The sequence below is a fragment of the Gryllotalpicola daejeonensis genome (genome assembly GCF_039538145.1).
GTDB lineage: Bacteria > Actinomycetota > Actinomycetes > Actinomycetales > Microbacteriaceae > Gryllotalpicola > Gryllotalpicola daejeonensis.
Genome location: NZ_BAABBV010000001.1, coordinates 1,299,605 through 1,314,994 on the forward strand (window position 1 = coordinate 1,299,605; position 15,390 = coordinate 1,314,994).

Below are 15,390 nucleotides of genomic sequence, written 5' to 3' on the forward strand. Positions count from 1 at the left end.
GGGCTTCCTGCACTTGTGAATAAGTATTCTATTGTTTCCTAGCCATTTTCGGATGCTTGGCGTAGTCTTGTTCTATGTCGAAGGTCGGGTCTGCCGCGTGCGGGGCGCTTGCGCGCCTGGCGGGTGTGCTGCCTGTGGACCCTTCGGCTTTGACGGATGGGCAGCTGGTGCGGCTGGCGGAGGATCTTGCCGCGGTGCACCGTCACCTTGATGCGGTGGAGCTGGCTGTGGCCGGGGAGGTGCAGCACCGCTCGGACCCCGAGTCGCCGGATTCTCTGGCGCGGCGGTTGGGGTTCAAGACCGCCGCCGGGGCGATCCAGGGTCTGACGAAGAGCTCGGGCAAAGAGGCTCAGAAGCTGGTCGCCCAGGCGACCGAGCTCAAGAAGCTGCCCACGGTCGAGCAGGCGGTTCTAGACGGGCGGATCGGCCGGGAGGCGGCGGCGGCGATCAGCTCGGAGCTGCAGAAGGCCGCCGGGAAGGATCTCGGCCGTGCCGACGCCGTTCAGGTGGCCCAGGTCGAGGCCGAGCTCGTCGAGCTGGCCACCACGGCCGGTGCCGACGAGGTGAAGGCCAAGGCGGCGGAGAAGGCCGCGCTGTTGGACGTTCGGGTCGTCGAAGACCAGGCGGCGAAGGCGATGGCGGAGCGGTTCTTCTGGATCAGCCCCACGGTGGATGGGGTGGCGAAGGTGTCCGGCCTGCTGCCAGCCGGGCACGCCGCCGTCATCCGCGGGGTCTTCGACGCGTTCGTCAACCCGAAAGGGAAGAAGACCGTCACCTTCACCCCCGCCGACGAGGTCACACCAGAGGACTCGCGCACGGCCGGGCAGAAGCGGGCGGACCTGTTCCGGGACATCTGCGCCGCCCAGGCCCGCTCGGCCGAGGCGCCGGACATGGGCGGGGACCACCCCACCGTGTGGATCTCCACCACGGTGAAGGAGCTTCATTCGGGTGAGGGGTTGGCGTTCTACGCCGGCACCCCCGAACCCGTGCCTGTGGCTGAGGCCGAGCTGGCTGCCTGCGCGGGCGGGATCCAGACGGTGATCTTCGACGACGACGGCGAAGTCCTGCGGCTCGGGCGCAGCGTGCGCGGGTTCACCCGCCGCCAAAGGCGCGCGATCGCCCTGCGGGACGGGGGCACGTGCCTGATCCCGGGGTGCACGGTCCCGGCGCAGTGGTGCGAGGTCCACCACGTCGTCAGCTACAAAGACGGCGGCAACACCGACCTCGACAACGGGGTGCTCCTGTGCTGGTTCCACCACCACGAAATCGACCACGGACCCTGGCACATCCGGATCATCACCGGCACCCCCGAGGTGCGTTACGCCCACGGCGGGCGGGTCATCGACTGGGCATCAGCCGGAAACGGAACCGCCGCACGACTCAGAGCCCAGGCGGGAGCGCCACCCGGGGCCGCGGCATCACCCGGGGCGCCACCCGGGGCAGCACCGGGCGCTTAGCCCCACCCCGAGACGACAGCTGGACAATCGGGCCGGTGGCGCCGCCCGAGGTCAGGTGTGACGTCAGCTGCGATGCCCGTGGCGACGGCGGCTGACCGCTACACGTCGACCGGCTCGAGGCGAGCGGCACGACGCGCAGCCTCGGCCAGGTCGCCGAGGAGCGTCGCGGTGTCATCCCACCCGATGCAGGCATCCGTAATGGACTTGCCGTATTCGAGACCCTCGAGACCCGCATCGGTCAGCTTCTGCGCACCCGGCTCGATGAAGCTCTCGATCATGACACCCGCGATCGGCTCGCCATCCGCGATCTGCGCCGCGAGCTCGTGCGCCACTTCCAGCTGCCGGATGTGGCTCTTGCCGCTGTTCGCGTGGCTCGCATCCACGATGATGCGCGGACTGAGACCCGCACGCGCGAGCAGCCTTGCCGAGTAGATGACGTTGTGCGTTCCGTAGTTCGGCCCGAACCGGCCACCGCGCAGGATGATGTGGCCCGCGTTGTTGCCACGGGTCGTGACGATGGCGGCGCGGCCCTCGTCGTCGATACCGAAGGTCGTGTGCTGCTGAGCAGCGACAGTCACGCCGTCGATCGCGACCTGAACGTCGCCATCGGTCGCATTCTTGAATCCGATCGGCATGCCGAGACCAGAGGCCATCTGGCGATGGATCTGGCTCTCGGTCGTGCGCGCGCCGATCGCACCCCAGCTGACGAGGTCGGAGATGTACGAGGGGCTGACCGGCTCCAAGAACTCGGTGCCGACAGGCATCCCCAGCTCGACGATGTCGAGCAGCAGCTTGCGCGCGATGCGCAAGCCCGTCGCGATGTCGTGAGTACCGTTCAGATGCGGGTCGTTGATGAGGCCCTTCCACCCGCCGGTCGAGCGCGGCTTCTCGAAGTACACGCGCATGACGACGAGGATGTCGTCCTTGAGCTTCTCGGCGATCGGGGCCAGTCTGCGCGCGTAGTCGAGCGCTGCCGCCGGGTCGTGCACGCTGCACGGGCCGACGACCACGAGCAGGCGGTCGTCCTGCTCCTGCATGATCGCGTCGATCTCGGCGCGGTGCCGAGCGATGCGCGCGGAGGCCTCCGCACTGATCGGCAGCTCTGCCTTGAGCTCGTTGGGGGTGGGCAGCGGCTCGAAGGTGGCTGCACCGAGGTCGTTCGACATACTCGTTCCTCTTCTCCTTCCGGGCGGAAGGCCCTCAGCCCGACGCCTAGAAAGACGAATGGCAGAGAACGAAGTCTCTGCCTGGCTGAAGGTGGGGTTCTGGTCTCGTCAGAGCGCCGGCACCTCAGCCGGGGTCTCATAGACGTACCAGAAACGGTTCATGCCGCTGAGAGTATCACGCAGGGCGCGCGCAGAGTCTGCGGCGTGTCCCCTGGTTTCTGCATGCCGGGGTGACCACTATGGGGGTCATGCCCGCTGACGTCGGTGGCGAATGGAACCGCGACGCCGCCTACCATCCCTGGATCCAACGCATCGCCGCCGAACACGCCGGCGATGTGCTCGACGTCGGCTGTGGTGACGGGCTGCTCGCACTGCGCCTCGCGGCGGTCTCCCGTTCGGTGGTCGGCATCGACCGCGATGCCGCCGCGATCGCGGAGGCGCACAAACGGCTGCGCATGGTCGCTAATACGGATGTCGCGGTGTCAGAGTTCGGCACCGAGTGGGGCCTCACGCCCGACAGTTACGACGTCATCACGATGGTGTCGGTGCTGCACGAGCTGCCGCTCCTTCCCACCCTCGAACGCGTGGTCGAGCTGCTGAAGCCAGGCGGCACCCTGATCGTCGTCGGCGAGGCCGAGCCGACCACGCTGATCGACCGCGCGCTCGAGCTGATCTCGGTGCCGTACGCCTGGGCACTCCAGACTTTCTATACCTGGCGCGGCATGTATCGCCCCGAGTTCGTCTCGGAGCAATCCGTCGCACCCACCTATTCGTACGCAGACGTGATGGATGCCGCCGCCGAGCTGCTGCCAGGGGCGGAACTGCATCGCGGGCTGCTCCGGCGGTACCGCCTCAGGTGGTCGAAGCCGGTCGAGGTCGCCGCCGGCGAGGTCGACCTCGCCGCGATGACGGCGGCGACTTCGGGGAGGGCGACGGCAGCCGGGCATCCTTCGAGCACGCGGACGACGCCCCTGTGCTCGACCGCGACGACATCGACGAGCTCTCACACCTCTTCGACCAGACGCGCGAGGTCCCGACGGTCGAGCCCGGCACCGACGCGCGCCGCAGCGCCTGACCCGGCTGCCAGTAGCCTCGACTGAGTGAGTGATACCTCGGCCGCACAGCCGCCCACCGCGACGCTGCGCACCGTGTTCGCCGGGCCGCGTGGGCGGCTGCTCATCGCCCTGCTGATCAGCGAGTTCGGCGGCGCGGTGCAGGGCATCGCCTATTCGACGGTGCTGCCGCTCGCGGCATCCGATCTGGGCGGCTCCGCACTCTATGGCGCAACGCTCGCGGCCGCCACGCTCTCATCGCTCTTCGTTCTCGCGCTCGGCCCGGGCCTCACGGTGCGCCTCGGCTTCTCGAACGCCATCGGCGTCGCCACGGTGCTGTTCGTGATCGGAGCGGCGCTGTCCGCGCTGGCACCCGCGATGGTGTGGGTGCTCGTCGCGAACGTCATCAGGGGTCTCAGCACCGGCATCATCGCCGGACTGGGGTACGCCGCTCTCGGCTCGCTGTACGAAGACGCGCTGCGGCCGCGCGTGTTCGGGCTGTTCGCCTTCATGTGGCTCGTGCCGTCGCTCGTCGGGCCGCTGGTGAACGCCGGCATCGCGTCTGCGGCGGGGTGGCGCTGGGCGATGGTCTGGCCGGCCGCGCTCGTGATCGGCGGCCGGCTGCTGATGTGGCGCTCGGTCGCGATCATCCCGCGGCAGGAGGGGGGCGCACGGCTCAGTCCGCTGATCGGCTTCGGCGCGGTCGTCGCCTTCGCGCTCGCCTCGTGGGCATCGTCGGGGCACGGCGCACTCGCGTGGGCGGGCTACGCCATCGGCCTGGGCGGCGCGATCGCGCTCTCGTTCGTGCTGATCGTGCACGCGTCGGGCGGCTCTCGGCGCCGGGTCGTGACGATCGCGGCCTTCTTCGGGTCGTGCGTCATCTACTTCGCCGCGGAGTCGGTCATGCCGCTGTCGGTCGTGACCGGGCTCGGCGGCTCGGTGCTCGCGGGCGGCCTGGTCGTCGGGGTCGCGGGCGTCTGCTGGTCGCTGCTCGGGCTGGTTCCGGTGCGCGAGAGCTCGCGGGTGTTCGGGCGGGCGCCGATCGGCGTCGTGCTGGTCGGGCTTGGAATGGTCGCGATGGCGGCCGCGGTGCTGTCGGGGTCGGCGCGCGTCGGGGTGCCGCTCGCCCTCGGCGCGGGCGCACTGGTCGGTATCGGCATGGGCATGGCCTACACCGTGCAGTCGGCCGCGAACTTCAACGCCTTGGAGCCGACGCGCGTCGCCGTCATCGCCAGCGCCGTAGCGTTCGCCGAGACCGGGTCGGTCACCGTCGGGTCACTGCTCACCGGCGGCAGTTACTCGCTCGCCACCTCGTCGGGCGCGCACGCCGTCCCGACGCTCGCCGTCGGCTTCGCGGTGCTCGCCGGCCTCGCCGTGGTCGTCACCTGGCTCACCGTGGGCTCGCTGCGGCCTGGAAGAGTGGAGTCGTGAACCCGGTCACCGAACTCTCCGCCATCGACTTCGCCGCGCTCGCCGACACGGGGTGGCCCACGCTCGAGCGCGCGGGCGTCGCGGGTTGGCAGGTGCGCACGGCCGGCGGTGTGACGAAGCGCGCGAACTCCGCATGGTCGGCGGGGTGCGCAGCGGATGCCTCACCCGACGCCCTCGCGGCCGTCGAGCGTGCCTATCGCGAGCGTGCTCTGCCGCCGATCTTCCAGCTCGCCGGGGCCGAGGCCGCCGTGAGGGCCGCGCTGGTCGGGCGCGGGTACCGCCTCGTCGACGAGACGCTGGTGCTCGCGGCATCCCTCGCATCGCTCGCCGATCAGCCACGCGACATCGACATCGCGATCACGAGAGCGCCCGACGACGACTGGCTCGGCGCATGGTGGGCGGTCGACGGGCGCGGTGGTGCCGCCGAGCTCGAGATCGCGCGGCAGATCGTCACCGGCGTTCCCGCCCTCTACGCGTCGCTGCGCGTCGACGGGGCCGTCGCGTCAGTCGCGCGACTCGCGCTGGTCGACACCTGGGGCGGCCTGTACTGCGTCGCGACGCTGCCCGAGTTCCGGCGCCGCGGCTACGGCGAGCGGGTCACGCGCGCGCTGCTCGCGGCCGGCGCCGAGCGAGGCGTGACGGATGCCTGGCTGCAGGTCGTCGCCCGCAACGACGGCGCTCTCGCCCTGTACTCGCGGCTCGGCTTCGCCGAGGTCGATCGCTACGAGTACCTCGTGGGCGCCTAGCCCTCGAGCTGCTCTGAGAGCTCGAGCCAGCGGGTCTCGAGGTCGGCGAGCTCGGTCTCGAGCGCGCGCAGCTCGTCGGTCAGGGCGCCGAGACCCACGTAGTCGGACTGGTCGTGCGCCGCGAGCCGATCGTGCGCCGCGGCGATCTCGCCCTGCAGTCGCCCGATGCGACGGTCGATCGAGGCGACCTCTTTCTCGGCGTTGCGGCGCTCGGCGCCGGTGAGGCCGGGAGCCGCCTGCGGGGCGCGGTCTCCATTCTCGCCGCGCTCGAGTCGACCCACGGAAGCGGCGACCGGCGTGCTGCCCCGCGCCGCGGCCGAGGCATCCGTCGCCTGCTGTGCCCTGCGCAGTTCGAGGTACTCGTCCACGCCACGGGGCAGCTGGCGCAGGTGACCGTTCAGGATCGCGAACTGCTGGTCGGTCACCCGCTCGAGCAGATAGCGGTCGTGCGAGACGACGATCAGGGTGCCCGGCCACGAGTCGAGCAGGTCCTCGATCGCGGCGAGCATGTCGGTGTCGAGATCGTTCGTCGGCTCGTCGAGGATCAGCACGTTCGGCTCGTCGAGCAGGATCAGCAGCAGCTGCAGGCGGCGCTTCTGGCCACCCGAGAGATCTTTGACAGGCGTCGACAGCTGCGCGCTCGAGAAGCCGAGGCGCTCGAGCAGCTGACCGGGAGTCAGCTCCTGCGCCTTCGACCCCGAGCCGATGGTGTAGCTGGTGCGCAGGCCCGCGATCACCGTACGCACCGGCTGGTCGAGCACCTCGTCGAGCTCGTCGAGGCGCTGCGTGAGCGTCGCCACCTTGACCGTCTTGCCGCGCTTGACGCGGCCCGACGTCGGGGCGACGGTGCCGGCGACGAGCCCGAGCAGCGTCGACTTACCCGCGCCGTTGACACCGAGGATCCCGGTGCGCTCGCCCGGGGCGATGCGCCAGGTGATGTCGCGCAGGACGGGCCGGTCGAATTCGACCGACACGTCGAGCAGGTCGACGACGTCCTTCCCGAGACGCGACACCGCGAGCCGCTGCAGCGAGACGGGGTCGCGCACCTCGGGCACGTCGGCGATGAGCGCGTTCGCCGCGTCGATGCGGAACTTCGGCTTCGACGTGCGAGCCGGTGCTCCGCGACGCAGCCAGGCGAGCTCCTTGCGGGCGAGGTTCTGGCGCCGCGCCTCGGTGGCCGCAGCCATGCGGTCGCGCTCGACCCGCTGCAGGATGTAGGCCGCGTAGCCGCCCTCGAAGGGCTCGACGATGCGGTCGTGCACCTCCCACGTCATCGTGCACACCTCGTCGAGGAACCAGCGGTCGTGCGTCACGACGACGAGAGCCCCTGCGCCGGCCGCCCAGCGCGTCTTGAGGTGGCCGGCGAGCCAGGCGATGCCCTCGACATCGAGGTGGTTGGTGGGCTCGTCGAGGAAGATGACGTCCCAGTCGCCGACGAGCAGGGCGGCGAGCGCCACGCGGCGGCGCTGCCCACCCGAGAGCGTCGAGATCGCGGCATCCCACGCGATATCGCCGACCAGCCCCGCGATCACGTCGCGCGTGCGCGCGTCACCGGCCCACTCGTGGTGTGCCGCGTCACCGACGATGGTCTCGGCGACCGTGCGCTCCGGGTCGAGCGTGTCCGCCTGGTCGAGCACACCGAGGCGCAGATCGCGGCGTCGCGTGACGCGGCCCGAGTCCGGATCCATGCGGCCGGCGAGCAGCCGCAGCAGCGTCGACTTGCCGTCGCCGTTCCGGCCGACGATGCCGACGCGGTCACCCTCTTGCAAGCCGAGGGTCACGGAATCGAAGACGACGCGGGTCGGAAACTCGAGGTGCAGCGACTCGGCGCCGAGCAGATGGGCCATTCCTTCCAGCTTAGGCGAGCGCGTCCTACCTCTGAATTGGGGGGAGCGCAGCCGGGTACCGGTGCGCCATATTGTGGCAACCTGTCACTCGACCTGCTCTGAACCCGATCTCAGTGCCTGGTCGCTGTTTTCAGCCCGGGGGGACGGCATGAGCGCATACCCGATGCCGCGCGCGGTGGCGACTGCCGAAACGCGCGAGCGGCTGCGGGCCGCGGTCGCCCACGTCTCGGCGCTGAGCCTCGAGCCGCACGCACGGCCCGGCTTGCTCGTCGTGCACGGACCGGAGGGCTACCAGTCGGCCGCGCTGCTGCGCGAGGCGATTCCGTATCTCGAGAACTGGACGCTCGTCGCGGGCGTCGCCGATGCACGCGATCGGATGTCTGACTGGGCGCTCCTCGACGTGCTGAACGCGTCGCTCGCGCGCTTCGAGGTGCGGGTCGACACACCGCGATCTGCGCCGGGGACCGCGGACGACGTCGCCGTCGTGGGGCGCAGCGTCGCACGGGCGCTGGCCGCGATCGAAGGCCCCGTGTGCGTCATGGTCGAGAACGTGCACTTCGCCGACGACAAGTCGGTCGATGCGCTGCGTCACGGCATGCGTCGTCACGGCGACCAGCCGCAGCTCCTGCTGATGTCGACCGAGGCGCAGACCCTCCCGGGCGGCCAGCCGCTCGACGGCTCAGGGCAGGTGCGGCCCGAGCACAAGGCGACCCTGCGCGTGCCGCCACTGTCGGCGACCGACGTGCAGGAGATCGCGGTCGAGGTACTCGGCCGCCCGCTCGCGGGTCGCGTCGCGCGGCGCTTCGTCTCCGACACCGACGGCAACCCCACCCTGATCGCCGCACTGCTCGAGGCCTACCGCGACGACATCGCGAGCGCTCTGCACCCGGCGGCGATCGACCTGGACAGGGGGCGGCTCGTCCCACTTCTTCCCCGCCAGCAGCAGGCGCTCGAGGCGGCGTCCCTCGGCGCGCGCGCCGCCGCCGAGGTGGTGGCGGTGCTGCGCGAGCCGACCGCCATCGCCACGGTCAACCGCGTCGCCACCTGGCTCGGCATCACCGAGACGTTCGGCGCCTTCGATCTGGACGCGGCCGAACGCGCCGGCCTGGTCCGTTTCGTCGACGATGCAGCGATTCCGACCGTCGCTCCCCCGACCCGCGTCGCGGGCGACCGCATCGCCGCGGGGATCGCCATCGAGCGGCGGCGACAGATCCACTCGGCCGCGGCCGACGTGCTGACGGGCATCGCCGTGCTGCGCCACCGCATCGGCGCGATGGACGTCGAAGACGTCACGCTGGTCGCCGACCTGCTGGAGGCCGCGAACACGCGTGCCGCCGTGGGCGATGCGGAGAACGCGATGTCGCTCGCGCTGTGGGCCGTGCAGCTGGCGGCGCCCGGCGCCGAGTACGAGCGAGCCGTGCTCGTCACGGGCACGCTCGCACTGCGCCTGCACGAGCACCAGCGCATCTTCCAGCTCACGGGCGAGCTCGCCGCGCTGCCGGCATCCCAGCTGCGCGACGCGATTCTCGCCGACCTCGAGGTCCTCACGGGCAGCCGCGACGCAGGCACCGAGCGTGCCCAGAGTGTCGTGCACCATGCCGACCGCTCGCCGACGGCGCGCGCCCTCGCCGCGCACGCGGCCGTCATGGTTCCGCTCTACGACGCGATCAACGAGCGTCACGAGGCGATGGCGCGCAACGTCGCCGAGGCGCGCCGCGTGGTCGCGAATGCTCCCACCAACCCGCGCGACGTCGCCCCCGAACTGCGCTGGCTCGTGCGGCCGACGGAGTACGAGCTCTGGCTCACCGCCTGGGAGCTCGTCGCCGCCGCGCGGCTGCGCGACTCGGAGCGGCTCGCCGACCGCATGAACCGCATCGACCAGCTGCTGCGCGGAACGCCCGACTCGCCCGCCGCCGTCGATGCCCTCGTCTACCAGGCGCGCACGCTCGTCTACGCGGGTCGGGTGACGGATGCCGCCAGCAGATTGCACCGCGTCACCCGAGTGGCCGGCGGCTTCCTGGATTCCTGGATGCGGCACACCGCACTGACCATGCAGGCGCACGTGCTGTTCCTCACCGGCGAGTGGGAGAAGGCGGTGCTCGCGGGGCGGATCGCGCTCGACAGCGCGTTCGACGACCCGTACCGTGACGCGCTGCCGACGGCATATGCCGCCTCGGGCATGGTGGCGGCCGCCCGCGGCGACACCGAAGAGGTGCACCGCATCGACCAGCTGCTCAGCATGCTGCCGCCGTCGGCCGGTGGAGCCATTCCTTACGACCCCGACCTGCCCGACCTGATGCGGGCCGAGCTCGCCGCCGCGATCGGCGACCACCTCGCACAGCTGCGGGCCACCGAAACCGCCCGCATCGCGAGCCGTCGCGGCTCGCCGTGGAGCTGGCTGCCGCTGCACGTCGACGCTCTGCTGCGGCTGCGGCGCACCGCCGAGGCCATGGCGATCGCGAACGAGGCACTCTCGGGGACGACACCGTGGAACCGCTCGCCGCTGGCCGTCAGCCGCCTGCGGGCGCGCATCGCGCTGGCATCCGGCGATCTCGAAACGGCGGGCGCGCTGTACGCGGGCGTCGTGCACAGCCAGACCGCCGCGGGCCTGCCGTTCACCCTCGCGCGCGACCGCCTCGACTACGCCGAGGCACTGCACGCCGACGGCCAGACCGCGAGCGCCCTTGAACAGCTCGAGCTCGCGGCGGCGACGTTCCGCGGCCTCAAGGCCGGCACGTACCTCATGCGGGTTCTCGAGCGCATCGAAGAGCTGTCGACCGGGGGCGCGCAGCCGTCGGCGCCGATGATCCCCGTCACGGCAGCTGACGCGGACAGCGCGGCGCTGGCCGAGCTGACGACGCGCGAGCGCGAGGTCGCCGTGGCGGTTGCCAGCGGCCTCACGAACCGCGAAGTGGCCGAGCGGCTGTTCGTCTCGGTGACGACCGTGAACTTCCACGTGCGCAACATCCTCGCCAAATTGGCACTGCGGTCACGCCGCGAGCTGCGCTCGATCGTTCACGCAGGTGAAGGGCCAGTCAGGTCTTGACGGTTTGACGAGCACCGAGCTCACGCGGCCGAGGTGCTCGATACTCTGGGGCTAGCCAGGCGGGGGGTCGTCTCGAGAGAGAACCCCACCCTCCCCCAATCTCCCAACCCCGTGGACTTTCGAGATCCGAACGGTCCCCCGCCGGCGCAGGCCTGAACCGGTTCAGCGACCCGGCGGCCGGGCACCGTCAGCCAACGACGCGAGCGCCGTGCACCGGCCCCGTCACACGGACGGCCATGAGCCCCGCCGCCGAGAGCTCGACCTGCAGTTCGAGCGCCTGGTCGCCGTCTTCAGCGAGGAACGCGACGGTCGGGCCCGAGCCCGAGACGATGCCGGCGAGCGCGCCCGCGCGCTCCCCTGTCTCGAGCACCCCGGCGAGCTCGGGGGCGAGGTGGATCGCCGCCGCCTGCAGATCGTTGGCCAGCACCTCAGCGAGCTGCCGCGGGTCCCCCGCGCGCAGCGCCTGCAGCACCGCCGGTTCGACGACGGGGGCGGCCTTCGTGGCGAGCTCGGCGCGGTGTCGCTCGCGATGCCGGTCGAGCTCGCCGTAGACGGCGGGCGTCGAGAGCTGCGCGTCGGGAAGCGCGAGCACCCAGTGGAAGGTGCCGCGCGCGAGCGCGGGTGAGAGCTCTTCGCCCCGGCCCGTGCCGATCGCGGTGCCGCCGGCGAGGGCGAACGGAACGTCGGCCCCGAGCAGCGCGGCGAGCTCGTGCAGCTCGTCGCGTGCGACACCGGTGCCCCAGAGCGCGTCGCAGGCCACGAGTGCGGCCGCGGCATCCGCCGACCCACCGCCCATGCCGCCCGCGATCGGAACGTGCTTCTCGATCTCGAGTCGCACGCCGCCCGCATAGCCCGTGTGGGTCGCGAGCAGCCGGGCCGCGCGCACGGCGAGGTTGGTCTCGCCGGTCGGCAGGCCCGAGCAGTCAATCGGGCCGCGGAACGAGACGCTGAAGTCGGAGGACTCGCTCGCGTAGACCTCTTCATAGAGGCTGACCGCCTGATAGGCCGTCGCGACCTCGTGGTAGCCGTCGGCCATCACCTCGCCGACGCCGAGGTAGACGTTGATCTTCCCGGGCGCCCGCACGTGAACGCGGCTGTCGCGGCCGGTCTCCGTCGCCTCGGTCATGCGCGCTCCCCCGACTGCCGGGTGGCCGGCTGTCGGATGCCCAGCTGTCTGGCGACCGCGACGAAGGCGGCGACGTCGAGCTCCTCGCCGCGCGCGGTCGGCGCCGCACCCGCAGATTCCAGGGCCGCGGATGCCTCGGCTGAACCGCCGAACAAGCCGGAGAGCGACTGCCGCAGCATCTTCCGCCGCTGCTGGAACGCGGCATCGACGACGGCGAAGGTGCTGCGGCGCAGCGCCTCATCGCCCGGCGCCTCGCCCTTCTCGAACCCGACCAGGATCGAGTCGACGTTCGGCACCGGCCAGAACACCTGGCGGCTGACGCTGCCCGCGGTGCGGAAGTGCCCGTACCAGGTGGCCTTCACACTCGGCGCGCCGTAGACCTTCGAGCCGGGGGCGGCCGCGATGCGCTCGCCGACCTCGGCCTGCACCATCACGACGCCCGAGCGCAGCGACGGCACTCGCTCGAGCAGGTGCAGCAGCACCGGCACCGAGACGTTGTACGGCAGGTTCGCGACGAGCCGGGTCGGTTCGCCGGGCAGTGCCTCGACGGTCAGTGCGTCCTGGTGAAGGACCGTGAGCCGCGCAGCGGCCTCCGCCCCGAGCTGCGCCTCGACCGTCACGGGCAGCTGCGCCGCCAGCCGGCCGTCGATCTCGATGGCGACAACCCGCGCGCCGGCCTCAAGCAGCCCCAGCGTCAGTGAGCCGAGGCCCGGGCCGACCTCGACGACGGTGTCGCCGGGCCGCACCTCGCCGACTCGCACGATGCGCCGCACCGTGTTCGCGTCGTGCACGAAGTTCTGGCCGAGCTTCTTCGTCGGCGTGACGTCGAGCAGCTCGGCGAGGTCGCGCACCTCGGCCGGGCCGAGCAGGCCGGCGCTCACTGCAGCCCCTCGAGCTCGGAGTCCCACGAGCCGTAGACGGCCTCGGTGTTCGCGGCCATCTGCGCCGCGAGCTCGTCGAGCGGCACGTCGAGCGTCTCAGCCATGAAGCGCACCGTGTGAGGCACCAGGTAGGGCGCATTGGGGCGGCCGCGGTGTGGCATCGGCGTCAGGTACGGGGCATCCGTCTCGACCGTGATCAGGTGGCGCGGCACGACGGCGAGCGCCTCGCGCAGCGCGGGCGCGTTCTTGAACGTGACCGTGCCCGCGAACGAGAGGTACCAGCCGTGCTCAGCGGCGAGGCGCGCGAGCGCCGCGTCGCCCGAGAAGCAGTGGAAGACCGTGCGCTCGGGAGCCCCGACGCGCAGCAGCGTCTCGACGACCTCGTTGTGCGCATCGCGGTCGTGGATCTGCAGCGCCAGTCCGTTGCGCTTCGCGATGTCGATGTGCGCCTCGAAGCTCTGGAACTGCGCGGCGCGACCCGACTCGTCAGTGCGGAAGAAATCGAGGCCGGTTTCGCCGATCGCGCGCACGCGTGGCCGGGTCGCGAGCTCGGCGATCGTCTCGATGGCCGATTCGAGGGTGCCGGATGCCGCGAGCTCAGGCGCCTCGTTCGGGTGAAGCGCCACGGCGGCAAGCATCCGCCGGTCCTTCATGGCGTGCTCCGCGCTCCAGATCGACGTCTCGACATCGACGCCCACCTGCACGACCCCGCGCACACCCACGGCTTCGGCCCGATCGAGCTGCTCGCGCCACCCGATCGGCTCGAGGCCCGGCTCATCGCGGTGGATCGCCGGGTCGAGGTGGGTGTGGTCGTCGTACACCGGCACGGCGAGCGCGTCGGGAAGCGGCGGGTAAGAGCGGTCGGAGGCCATCGGAATCAGCGTATCGGGAGGCGTCTGGCGTTCTTCCCGGGACACTCTCCGTCAGACATCCATTCGGGCAGGTGCGCGCTGTTCGCGGCGTGCCTCTGCCTGCACCGAACGCCACGCACCGAGACGTTCCGAAAGGGGCTCTCGACCCGGCGCAACACGCATTTCGGCACGTCTCGATGCGACAGCTAGACAGCCTCGATGCGGGGGAAGAGCGGCTCGAGGTCGCCGACGACGGTGCCCGCCTTCAGCTGGCCCCACTCCCCTGCCGAGCGCAGCGGCTGGTCCGCGAGCGCGCCGAGGGAATCCTCGACGCCGAGCGCCGCCCACAGCTTGGGTGCCGCCTTCGTCAGCACCGGCGACAGCAGCACGGCGAGCGCGCGCAGGCCCTCGGACGCCGTGTACAGCACCGTCGCGAGGCGGTCGCGGTTCGCCTCGTCCTTGGCGAGGCTCCACGGCTCCTGCTCGGTGATGTAGCCGTTCAGTGCGTCGACGATCTTCCAGATCGCGGCGAGTGCGTCGTGGATCGCGAAGCGCTCGATCGCGGCATCCGCCTCGAGCGCGGCCGCTGCGACCGTCGTCTGCACCGCCAGATCGGCCGCCTCGTCGACGACCGCCTGCGGCACCACGCCGTCGAAGTAGCGCTTCACCATCGCGATCACGCGCGAGGCGAGGTTGCCGAATCCGTTCGCGAGCTCGGCCTGGTAGCGCGCCGACAGGTCTTCCCACGAGAACGAGCCGTCCTGCCCGAAGGAGATCGCGCGCATGAAGTAGTAGCGGAAGGCATCCGACCCGAACGTGTCCGTGATCTCGTTCGGCGCGATACCGGTCAGCTTCGACTTCGACATCTTCTCGCCGCCCACGAGCAGCCAGCCGTGGCCGAACACGCCCGCGGGGACGGGCAGCCCGGCCGCGAGCAGCATGGCGGGCCAGATCACCGCGTGGAAGCGCAGGATGTCCTTGCCGACGATGTGGCGTGCCGGCCAGCGGCGCGCGAACTGCTCGTCGTCTTCGCCGTAGCCGACCGCGGTCGCGTAGTTGAGCAGCGCGTCGACCCACACGTAGAGAACGTGCTTCTCGTCCCACGGGATCGGGATGCCCCAGTCGAAGGTCGACCGCGAGATCGACAGGTCGTTGAGGCCCTGCGAGACGAAGGCGACGACCTCGTTGCGGGCACTCTCGGGCTGCACGAAGTCGGGCTGTGACTTGTAGAGGTCGAGCAGCTGCTGCTGGAACGCGCTCATGCGGAAGAAGTAGTTCTTCTCTTGCAGCAGCTCGAGCGGGCGGCCGTGGATCGCGCAGACCTTCTGGCCGGCGTACTCGCCCGTTCCGTCGACGATCTCGGATTCCGGCTTGAACTCCTCGCAGCCGACGCAGTACAGGCCCTCGTACTCGGCCTCGTAGATGTGCCCCGCCTCGCGCAGCTTCTCGATGAAGAGCTTCACGCGGCGCTCATGACGGTCGTCGGTGGTGCGGATGAAGTCGTCGTTCGCGATGTCGATCGTCTCGAGCAGCGGCTTCCACGCCGACTCGACGAGGCGGTCGGTCCATTCCTTAGGGCTCGCGCCGTTCGCCGTCGCGGTCCGCAGGATCTTCTGCCCGTGCTCGTCGGTGCCCGTCAGCAGCCAGGTGTCGTCGCCCGCCTGGCGGTGCCAGCGAGTCAGAACGTCGGCCGCGACCTCGGTGTAGGCATGGCCGATGTGCGGCACGTCATTCACGTAGAAGATGGGCGTGGTCAGGTAGAACGGGCGGCCGTCGGGCATGGTTTC

At 70.9% G+C, this 15,390-nt stretch carries 11 protein-coding genes; 5 read left to right on the top strand and 6 right to left on the bottom strand.

Annotation, left to right across the window (positions count from 1 at the left end):
* Nucleotides 1-74 precede the first annotated feature (74 nt).
* Complete coding sequence (locus ABD736_RS06460) at nt 75-1,457, top strand: HNH endonuclease signature motif containing protein (protein ID WP_344790920.1); 1,383 nt, start codon at nt 75-77, stop codon at nt 1,455-1,457.
* Nucleotides 1,458-1,555: 98 nt separating this feature from the next.
* Here the strand turns inward: ABD736_RS06460 and ABD736_RS06465 are convergent, their stop codons facing one another.
* The gene (locus ABD736_RS06465; RefSeq protein WP_344790921.1) at nt 1,556-2,623 is read right to left on the bottom strand and encodes a 3-deoxy-7-phosphoheptulonate synthase; all 1,068 of its coding nucleotides are present in this window, start codon (nt 2,621-2,623) and stop codon (nt 1,556-1,558) included.
* A 248-nt stretch (nt 2,624-2,871) separates the two neighbouring features.
* Here ABD736_RS06465 and ABD736_RS06470 point away from each other — a divergent pair, with 248 nt between their 5' ends.
* The 3 genes from ABD736_RS06470 to ABD736_RS06480 are packed head-to-tail and all read left to right on the top strand — an operon-like array spanning nt 2,872 to nt 5,852.
* Nucleotides 2,872-3,723, top strand: coding sequence for a class I SAM-dependent methyltransferase (locus tag ABD736_RS06470; protein WP_344790922.1), 852 nt, complete (start codon nt 2,872-2,874; stop codon nt 3,721-3,723).
* The gene (locus ABD736_RS06475; RefSeq protein ID WP_344790923.1) at nt 3,724-5,106 is read left to right on the top strand and encodes an MFS transporter; all 1,383 of its coding nucleotides are present in this window, start codon (nt 3,724-3,726) and stop codon (nt 5,104-5,106) included.
* Entirely contained in the window at nt 5,103-5,852 is a 750-nt protein-coding gene (locus ABD736_RS06480) for a GNAT family N-acetyltransferase (protein ID WP_344790924.1), read from the top strand. Before ABD736_RS06475 ends, ABD736_RS06480 begins: the two co-directional genes overlap by 4 nt.
* On the opposite strand, the gene ABD736_RS06485 is transcribed toward ABD736_RS06480, so the two are convergent.
* Entirely contained in the window at nt 5,849-7,699 is a 1,851-nt protein-coding gene (locus ABD736_RS06485) for an ABC-F family ATP-binding cassette domain-containing protein (RefSeq protein ID WP_344790925.1), read from the bottom strand. The two genes, ABD736_RS06480 and ABD736_RS06485, sit on opposite strands and share 4 nt — an antisense overlap.
* 148 nt (nt 7,700-7,847) lie before the next feature.
* On the opposite strand from ABD736_RS06485, the gene ABD736_RS06490 reads away from it, so the two are divergent.
* On the top strand, nt 7,848-10,745 hold the full coding sequence (locus ABD736_RS06490) for a helix-turn-helix transcriptional regulator (protein ID WP_344790926.1): 2,898 nt from the start codon (nt 7,848-7,850) through the stop codon (nt 10,743-10,745).
* Nucleotides 10,746-10,932: 187 nt separating this feature from the next.
* On the opposite strand, the gene ABD736_RS06495 is transcribed toward ABD736_RS06490, so the two are convergent.
* The 4 genes from ABD736_RS06495 to metG form a co-directional block, all read right to left on the bottom strand.
* On the bottom strand, nt 10,933-11,871 hold the full coding sequence (locus ABD736_RS06495) for a 4-(cytidine 5'-diphospho)-2-C-methyl-D-erythritol kinase (RefSeq protein WP_344790927.1): 939 nt from the start codon (nt 11,869-11,871) through the stop codon (nt 10,933-10,935).
* A complete protein-coding gene (rsmA, locus tag ABD736_RS06500) occupies nt 11,868-12,752 on the bottom strand; it encodes a 16S rRNA (adenine(1518)-N(6)/adenine(1519)-N(6))-dimethyltransferase RsmA (RefSeq protein ID WP_344790928.1) in 885 nt (294 codons plus the stop codon). The genes ABD736_RS06495 and rsmA overlap by 4 nt, the downstream gene beginning before the upstream one ends.
* Entirely contained in the window at nt 12,749-13,624 is an 876-nt protein-coding gene (locus tag ABD736_RS06505; protein WP_344790929.1) for a TatD family hydrolase, read from the bottom strand. Before ABD736_RS06505 ends, rsmA begins: the two co-directional genes overlap by 4 nt.
* Before the next feature lie 185 nt (nt 13,625-13,809).
* Nucleotides 13,810-15,384 carry a methionine--tRNA ligase gene (gene metG, locus ABD736_RS06510; RefSeq protein WP_344790930.1) on the bottom strand — a complete coding sequence of 525 codons (1,575 nt, stop codon included), beginning with the start codon at nt 15,382-15,384 and terminating at the stop codon, nt 13,810-13,812.
* Nucleotides 15,385-15,390: the final 6 nt, after the last annotated feature.

Coding starts and splice junctions, on each gene's coding strand:
- ABD736_RS06485 (WP_344790925.1), bottom strand. CDS start 7,699: ATGGCCCATCTGCTCGGCGCCGAGTCGCTGCACCTCGAGTTTCCGACC.
- ABD736_RS06495 (WP_344790927.1), bottom strand. CDS start 11,871: ATGACCGAGGCGACGGAGACCGGCCGCGACAGCCGCGTTCACGTGCGG.
- ABD736_RS06465 (WP_344790921.1), bottom strand. CDS start 2,623: ATGTCGAACGACCTCGGTGCAGCCACCTTCGAGCCGCTGCCCACCCCC.
- metG (WP_344790930.1), bottom strand. CDS start 15,384: ATGCCCGACGGCCGCCCGTTCTACCTGACCACGCCCATCTTCTACGTG.
- ABD736_RS06460 (WP_344790920.1), top strand. CDS start 75: ATGTCGAAGGTCGGGTCTGCCGCGTGCGGGGCGCTTGCGCGCCTGGCG.
- ABD736_RS06490 (WP_344790926.1), top strand. CDS start 7,848: ATGAGCGCATACCCGATGCCGCGCGCGGTGGCGACTGCCGAAACGCGC.
- ABD736_RS06505 (WP_344790929.1), bottom strand. CDS start 13,624: ATGGCCTCCGACCGCTCTTACCCGCCGCTTCCCGACGCGCTCGCCGTG.
- ABD736_RS06470 (WP_344790922.1), top strand. CDS start 2,872: ATGCCCGCTGACGTCGGTGGCGAATGGAACCGCGACGCCGCCTACCAT.